General features: G+C 67.2%; 7 protein-coding genes. 3 read left to right on the top strand and 4 right to left on the bottom strand.

From position 1 onward, the window contains the following. Nucleotides 1-286 precede the first annotated feature (286 nt). A complete protein-coding gene (htpX, locus tag ABE423_RS09585; RefSeq protein WP_049457138.1) occupies nt 287-1,153 on the bottom strand; it encodes a protease HtpX in 867 nt (288 codons plus the stop codon). Between the two features lie 93 nt (nt 1,154-1,246). Between htpX and gluQRS the strand changes: the two genes are divergently transcribed. The 3 genes from gluQRS to phaR all read left to right on the top strand — a co-directional run bounded on the left by gluQRS (nt 1,247) and on the right by phaR (nt 3,648). After that, a complete protein-coding gene (gene gluQRS, locus ABE423_RS09580) occupies nt 1,247-2,167 on the top strand; it encodes a tRNA glutamyl-Q(34) synthetase GluQRS (RefSeq protein WP_253143610.1) in 921 nt (306 codons plus the stop codon). A 17-nt stretch (nt 2,168-2,184) separates the two neighbouring features. Then, complete coding sequence (locus tag ABE423_RS09575) at nt 2,185-2,925, top strand: beta-ketoacyl-ACP reductase (protein WP_180836674.1); 741 nt, start codon at nt 2,185-2,187, stop codon at nt 2,923-2,925. Between the two features lie 183 nt (nt 2,926-3,108). Beyond that, nucleotides 3,109-3,648, top strand: coding sequence for a polyhydroxyalkanoate synthesis repressor PhaR (phaR, locus tag ABE423_RS09570; protein ID WP_032130258.1), 540 nt, complete (start codon nt 3,109-3,111; stop codon nt 3,646-3,648). A gap of 74 nt (nt 3,649-3,722) precedes the next feature. Here phaR and ABE423_RS09565 read toward each other — a convergent pair whose 3' ends face one another. The 3 genes from ABE423_RS09565 to mutL are packed head-to-tail and all read right to left on the bottom strand — an operon-like array spanning nt 3,723 to nt 7,529. Then, complete coding sequence (locus tag ABE423_RS09565; protein WP_346485858.1) at nt 3,723-4,676, bottom strand: TraB/GumN family protein; 954 nt, start codon at nt 4,674-4,676, stop codon at nt 3,723-3,725. A 1-nt stretch (nt 4,677) separates the two neighbouring features. Then, nucleotides 4,678-5,610 carry a DUF1684 domain-containing protein gene (locus ABE423_RS09560; RefSeq protein ID WP_346485856.1) on the bottom strand — a complete coding sequence of 311 codons (933 nt, stop codon included), beginning with the start codon at nt 5,608-5,610 and terminating at the stop codon, nt 4,678-4,680. Nucleotides 5,611-5,621: 11 nt separating this feature from the next. Continuing rightward, entirely contained in the window at nt 5,622-7,529 is a 1,908-nt protein-coding gene (gene mutL / locus ABE423_RS09555; RefSeq protein ID WP_121505054.1) for a DNA mismatch repair endonuclease MutL, read from the bottom strand. Nucleotides 7,530-7,573 lie beyond the last annotated feature (44 nt).

Genomic DNA, 7,573 nt, shown 5'->3' with positions numbered 1-7,573 from the left:
CTTGAGCGAGCCGAGCATCGCAGGGGAATCAGGGGCGAAGAGGTGCCGATGTCTGAGCGCAGCGAGTTCGGCACCGCCCCCTGATTCACCGAGAAGCGCAGGGGACCGGCGCGTAGCGACGGCTCGCGGCTAGCGGAGCGTTTCTTTGGTTACTTTCTTTGCGCGCAAAGAAAGTGACATCTCCCCGCAGGCGCGGAAACGATCCGGTGCCACCCATGCGTGCGCGCGCAAACAAAAACGCCCGGCGCGAGGCCAGGCGTTCCTGCACTGCCTTGGAAGCGGAGGCTTACGCCACCGTCGACGCCCGCAGCGCGGCGATGCGCTCTTCCAGCGGCGGGTGGCTCATGAACAGCTTCTTCGCGGTCGAACCGGCAATACCGAACGCCGCGATCTGCGTCGGCAGCGTGCTCTGGCCGTGGTTGAGCTGCAGGCGCTCCAGCGCGGCGATCATCTTCTGGCGGCCGGCCAGCGAGGCACCGCCTGCGTCGGCGCGGAACTCGCGATGGCGCGAGAACCACATCGAGATCATGGTGGCGAACAGGCCGAACACCATCTCCAGCACGAACACGATGATGTAGTAGGCGAAGCCGCGGCCGCCACCTTCGCGGTTGCCCGACAGTGCGCTGTCGATGATGCCGCCGACCACGCGGGCCAGCACGATCACGAAGGTGTTCAGCACACCCTGCAGCAGGGCCATGGTGATCATGTCACCGTTAGCGACGTGGGCGATCTCGTGGCCCAGCACCGCTTCGGCCTCGTCTTCGCTCATGTTGTGCAGCAGGCCGGTGGACACCGCGACCAGCGCGTTGTTGCGGTTGGCACCGGTGGCGAAGGCATTGATCTCCGGACCTTCATACACGGCCACTTCGGGCATGCCGATGCCGGCCGCCTTGGCCTGGCGCTCGACGGTAGCCAGCAGCCAGCGCTCGGTCTGGTTGCGCGGCTCGGTGATGACCACCGCACCGGTGGAGCGCTTGGCCATCCACTTGGACAGCAGCAGCGAGATGAAGGAGCCACCGAAACCGAAGATGCCGGCCATGATCAGCAGGCCGCTCATCTTGCTGGGGTCGGTTCCCAACAGCGACATCACGATGCTGGCCAGGATCAGCACGGCAAAGTTCGTGGCCAGGAAGAGGGCAATACGGGTGAACATGGGAAATTCCGGCTCGGAAGGGGTCGATATCGATCAATTTGCGGTGCGGTCAGCTTGAATTCAAGCGCCAACCTGACCGACGATTCAGCCAGCATGACCTCCCCCATTCCCTGCGGCCGTTTCGCCCCTTCGCCGACCGGCCTGCTCCACCCCGGATCCCTGCTCGCCGCCTTCGGCAGCTGGCTGCTCGCCCGCCATCACGGCGGCCTGTGGCGGCTGCGCGTCGAAGACGTCGACCCGCCGCGCACCGTGCCCGGTGCGGCGGAATCACAGCTGCAGGCGCTGGCCGCGTTCGGCCTGGTCCACGATGGCCCGGTACTCTGGCAGAGCACGCGCGGCGAGGCCTACCAGGCCGCGCTGGATGAACTGCTCGCCAGCGACCAGGCCTTTGTCTGCCACTGCAGCCGCAGCGACCTTGCCGCCAGCGGCGGCATCCATCACCGCTGCGTCGCCCGGCAACCACGACCGGACCCGGCCGTCCGCTTCCGCGTGCCGCCCGGCAGCCTTGTGCACTTCGACGATGGCCTGCGCGGCCCGCAGCAGCAGGACGTGCATGCCGAGGTCGGCGACTTCGTGCTGCGCCGCGCCGATGGCTGCTGGGCCTACCAGCTGGCGGTGGTGGTCGATGACGCCGCGCAGGGGGTGACCGAAGTGGTGCGCGGTGCCGACCTGCTCGACTCCACCGCGCGGCAGATCCTGCTGCAGCAGGCGCTGGGCCTGGCGGTACCGCGCTACTGGCACCTGCCGCTACTGCTCGATGCGCCGGGCCACAAGCTGTCCAAGTCGCTGGCGTCGCTGCCGGTGGACAGCGCACGCCCGCTGCCGGTGCTGCGCCAGCTCTGGCAGCTGCTCGGCCAAGCCCCTGAGGCGCTGGCGCAGGCACACGATCTGGACGCGCTGCTGGCCGCCGCTCGACAGGCCTTCGACCCGGCGCGGTTGCCGCGTAGCGACATCCTGTTGCCGGCCGGCGCACTTTCCGCGCCGATGTTGCAGAATCACCCTTCCCCCACCTGATACCCGGACAGCATTCCATGACATCTCGCGTCGCACTGGTCACCGGCGGAACCGGCGGCATCGGTACCGCCATCTGCCAACGCCTGGCCGACCAGGGCCACCGGGTCGCCACCAATTACCGCGACGAAGCCAAGGCCCGGGCCTGGCTGCAGGCGATGACCGAACGCGGCTACAACGTGTCGATCTTCCCGGGTGATGTCTCCGATCCGGACAGCGCCGAGGCAATGGTGCGCGCGGTCGAGGCCGAGCTCGGCCCGGTCGAGATCCTGGTCAACAACGCCGGCATCACCCGCGACACCACCTTCCACCGAATGCGCGCGGACCAGTGGCACGATGTGATCAACACCAATCTCAATTCGGTGTTCAACGTCACCCGTCCGGTCATCGAGGGCATGCGCCGCCGCGGCTGGGGCCGGGTCATCCAGATCAGCTCGATCAACGGCCTGAAGGGCCAGTACGGTCAGGCCAACTACGCGGCGGCCAAGGCCGGCATGCACGGCTTCACCATCTCGCTGGCCCGCGAGAACGCCGGTTTTGGCATCACCGTCAACACGATTTCGCCCGGCTACGTCGCTACCGACATGGTGATGGCGGTGCCGGAGGAGGTGCGTGCCAAGATCATCGCCGACATCCCCACCGGACGCCTGGGCAAGCCGGAGGAAATCGCCTACGGCGTCTCGTTCCTGGTCGCCGATGAAGCCTCGTGGATCACCGGTAGCAACCTGGACATCAACGGCGGCCACCATATGGGTTGGTAAGCCGCGCAGCGGGCCATCGCGGCGAACGCCGCCGGCCCCTGCCAAGAGTCATGCTGCGCAGCACGCAAACCCTTGTTGCGCAACATGATCGCCGCCGAAAGCCAAGCCTGGCGGGGGCTGAGGCGGTTGCAACGGCTGCTGCACTGCGCCATGCTGCGCGTCTACTGTGACGAGTACCGCTTCATGGCTGCGACCCGCATCATCAAGAAGTATCCGAACCGCCGTCTCTACGACACCGAGATCTCCAGCTACATCACCATCGAGGACGTGCGCCAGCTGATCCTGGACGGTGAAGACTTCGAAGTCCGCGACGCCAAGAGCGGCGACGACCTCACGCGATCGGTCCTGCTGCAGATCATCGCCGACCAGGAACAGGACGGCGAACCGATGCTGTCCACCCAGCTGCTGAGCCAGCTGATCCGCTTCTACGGCGACTCCCTGCAGGGCTTCATGGGCAATTACCTGGAGCGCAGCATGCAGGTCTTCCTCGACCAGCAGCAGCAGTTCCGCCAGCAGATGGGCAACCTGCTGGGCCAGACCCCGTGGGCGATGATGAACCAGCTGACCGAGCGCAACCTGGAGCTGTGGCAGGAATTCCAGCGCAACATGGGCACCGGCTTCGGTGGCCCGCGTCCGGGCGGCACCGGAACCGGAACCGGCGCAGGTACCGGCAACAAGCCGAACGAACCCGGCACCGGCACCGGCGGCAAGACCCGCCGCTGAGCTGCTGCAAGGGCTGATACGAAAACGGCGCGCCACTGGCGCGCCGTTTTGTTTGGCATCGCGCCAACCGTATGTCAGCGTTTCGCCTTGCACCCCGTGCATACGCGCTCGACCTTATAGCCCTTCGCCTTCAGCTTCTCGACCACGCCATCACTGCCCAGCAGGTGCAGCGTGCCGACCACCACCAGCGTACCGCCCTGCCCGGCCTGCAGGTACGGCAGCAGTTTCGGCACCCAGGCGTCATTGCGGCCGGTGTTGATGCGCTGATACAGCTGCGGATACTGCTGGCGCATTTCCGCCGCCATCCGGGTCCACAGCACGCGCTCGTCACCGCGGCGCCAGGCGTCGTGCAGCTGGCGTGCCTGCTCGTCGGCCTTGCCGGCCTGGTCCAGCGCTTCGGCCAGCATCTGCCGCTGTTCCTGCAGCGTCATTCCGTCAAGCATGCCGATCTGGGTGTCGATGTCTTCCAGTCCCGCGGTCTTGCGCCCGGTCTTCTGCGCACGCTCCATGAAGTGACGGTCCAGGCCCAGTGCCGGGTCCAGGCCCAGCTTCTGCATCTGCCCGACCGAAATGCTCAGGCCGACAAACCACGGCTTCATCCCCTGCATCTGCGCCAGCGGCAGCTTGTTTTCGGTGGCGAACACCTGCAGCTTCTGCCAGGTCGCGGCATCGAGATCGCGCTTGAGCTCGCTGCCATCGGTGCGCACCGCAGCCTGCACCATGCGGCTGGCCAGCTGTGGCGACTGCATGTCTTCCGGCGACAGTTCGAACACGACCCGCTGCGAGGCCTCGAACGCCTGTTCAACATCGGGCGACAACGGGTAATCCTGCGGCTTCAGCAGGTGGAAGGAACCGAGCAGGTAGAGGCGCGATTCACCCGGGCCGGTCACTTTCCACAGCAACGGCACCGGCGGCTTGGCCGCCGCTGCGCCAGCGGTATCGGCTTGCACGGTACGCGCCGCAACCAGCGGTGCCAGCGCACAGGCCGCCAACAGAACGGTGGCACGCAACAGGGATCTGATCGGCATATCAGCCTTCTCCTTCAGGCAGGTGGTAGGCCTTCTCGCCCGCTTCCACGCGCAGGTCCAACCGGTTTTCCGGTGGCGCCAACGGGCAGGTCGCGTAAGCGGTGAACGCACACGGTGGGTTGTAGGCATGGTTGAAATCGATGCGCACCGTGCCATCGGCGCCCGGCGCGTCGGTGTCCAGGTAACGCCCGGCCGGATAGCTACCGCGGCCACTGGTGCGGTCGGCAAATATCAGGAACAGCGATTGGCCGGGGGCACCAATCGCCTCCAGCCGCCAGCTGCGGCCATCACGCTGGAACTCGACCGCGCCGGCATTGGGCATTTCGGTAGTCAGTCCGGTGATGTCGACGATGGGCAGGGTCTTGCCCGGCGGGTGCGCGATGAAGCGCGCCTGCACCTGCCAGTCCGGGCCGCCCGGCCAGTACTCCAGCCCACCGAAATCGCGACGTGCCGGCGCATCGGCGTGCTTGACCCGCAGCGCATCGCGCGGACCGCGGCGGATGATGCTGAGCTGGCCTTTGCCGCCATCGAACGCCAGCAGCGTCGGCTGCGCATCCTTGTCGGTGTCGATGCGGATGCGGCCGCGCACCGGCTGGCCATCATGGCTGACATCCACACCGGCTTCGGGCGTGAACCACCATTGGCTGCCTTCACGGCGCAGCAGGCCCAGCTTGTCCGGCCCAACCGCCAGGCGGATGCCATTGGTCGCGCCGCTGCCGACGAAGTGGGATTTGTTCTGCAGCCAGTGCAGGCCGACCAGCGCGGTCCAGCCATCGGGCCGGGTCAGGTCCTGATAGCGTGCCACCCGCCACTGCTGCTGCTCGGCGGCATAGGACGGATCCTCCGCGGCCGAGGCCGGTGCCGGCGGCGTTGCCGGGCTGCAGGCGGCCAACACCAAAGCGGCCAGCAGGCCGCCCATTCCCCGATAACGCATCGATGCTCCCCTCAACGTCCGCGCAGGAACCAGCGGTCGATCTCCGCCAGCGAAAAACGGGCCCAGGTCGGCCGGCCGTGGTTGCACTGGCCGGACCGCTCGGTGATTTCCATGTCGCGCAGCAGCGCGTTCATTTCCGGCACGGTCAGGCGCCGGTTGGCGCGCACCGCGCCATGGCAGGCCATGGTCGACAGCAGTTCGTCGCGTGCACTGGCCACGCGCCGGCTCTGGCCGTGTTCGCGCAGGTCGGTCAGCACGTCGCGCAGCAGGCCTTCCGGTTCGGCATGCGCCAGCAGCGCCGGAATGCTGCGCACGTGCAGCGCACCGGGACCGGCACGGGTCACTTCGAAGCCGAGTGCGGCCAGGGTTTCACTTTCATTCTCGGCGGTGTCGGCTTCGCGCTCGCCCACCGCCAGCGTGATCGGCACCAGCAACGGCTGCGACTGCAGGCCGATGCCATCGTGCGCGTTCTTCAGCCGCTCGTAACCGATGCGTTCGTGTGCCGCATGCATGTCGACCACGATCAGGCCTTCGGCGTTCTCGGCCAGGATGTAGATGCCATGCAGCTGCGCGATCGCGTAGCCCAGCGGTGGCACGCCAGCGTCGGCACTGGTGACCGGCAGCCCGTTCTCGGTCGGCATCGGCGGCAGCGCAGCACCGCGTTCGGCGCCGGCCGGTGCGGCATACAGCGCGGCGTAAGCCGCCGGTGCATCGGCCACCTGCAATCCCAGCGGTTGCTGCGGGCGCCAACCCGAGAATCCACCACCGCCACCACTCGAACCGGCCCCCGGTGCGGCACCGCGTACCAGACCGAAACCGGAGGCACCCGCACTGGAGAGCATCGGTGCCGCGCCTGCATCCACCGGATGCGCGGAGCCGGCGCCGATGTCCTGCACCGACATGCCGGCGCGGGTATCGGCCAGCGCATCCTTCAGCGTGCGGTAGACAAAATCATGCACCAGCCGCGAGTCGCGGAAGCGCACCTCGTGCTTGGCCGGGTGCACGTTGACGTCGACGCGGGTCGGGTCAAGCTCCAGGAACAGCACGTAGGCCGGTTGGCGGCCGTGATACAGCACATCGCCATAGGCCATCTTCACCGCATGGGCGACGCTGCGGTCGCGCACCGAGCGGCCGTTGACGTACAGGTACTGCTGGTCGGCGCTGGCGCGCGAATAATGCGGCTGCGCGATCCAGCCGTGCAGGCGCAGGCCGGCGCCGCTGTGGTCGACGCGAACGGCCTGGTTGGCGAAATCCTCGCCCAGCGTTTCGGCCAATCGCGCATCGGAATACAGATCGCCCGGCTTGTAGCGGCGCGAGGCCTTGCCGTTGTGCGAGACGCGCAGTTCGACATCCGGCCGCGCCAGCGCCAGCGAACGCAGCCATTCTTCGATATGGCCCAGCTCGGTGCGCTCGGCGCGCAGGAACTTGCGCCGCGCCGGTACGTTGTAGAACAGCTCGCGCACTTCCACCGTGGTGCCCGGCGCATGCGCGCGCGGCGTCACTTCGCCGATCTTGCCGCCTTCGATCTGCAGCGCCGAACCGTGTTCGTCATGTGCGCGACGCGAGGACAGGGTGAAGCGGCTGACCGAGGCGATCGACGGCAGCGCTTCACCCCGGAAACCGAGCGTGGCCACCGATTCAAGATCGTCCAGATCGGCAATCTTGCTGGTGGCGTGGCGCGACACCGCCAGCGGCAACTGTTCCGGTGCGATGCCACTGCCGTTGTCACGGATGCGGATCAGGCGGACACCGCCCTCCTCAAGATCGATATCAACGCGGCTGGCGCCGGCATCGATCGCGTTCTCGACCAGCTCCTTGACCACCGACGCGGGACGTTCGACCACTTCGCCAGCGGCGATCTGGTTGATGAGGATCTCCGGCAACGGCCGGATCGGGCGCGGATGGGTAGCAGACGTCATGCGGGGATGATAACGGAGCGGCCGAGGGTAGAGTCGAGCCATGC

The organism is Stenotrophomonas sp. TWI1409, from assembly GCF_039673015.1.
Lineage (GTDB): Bacteria > Pseudomonadota > Gammaproteobacteria > Xanthomonadales > Xanthomonadaceae > Stenotrophomonas > Stenotrophomonas maltophilia_A.
The sequence above is the reverse complement of the archived record's forward strand: the minus strand, read 5'-3'. Positions and strand labels throughout refer to the sequence as shown.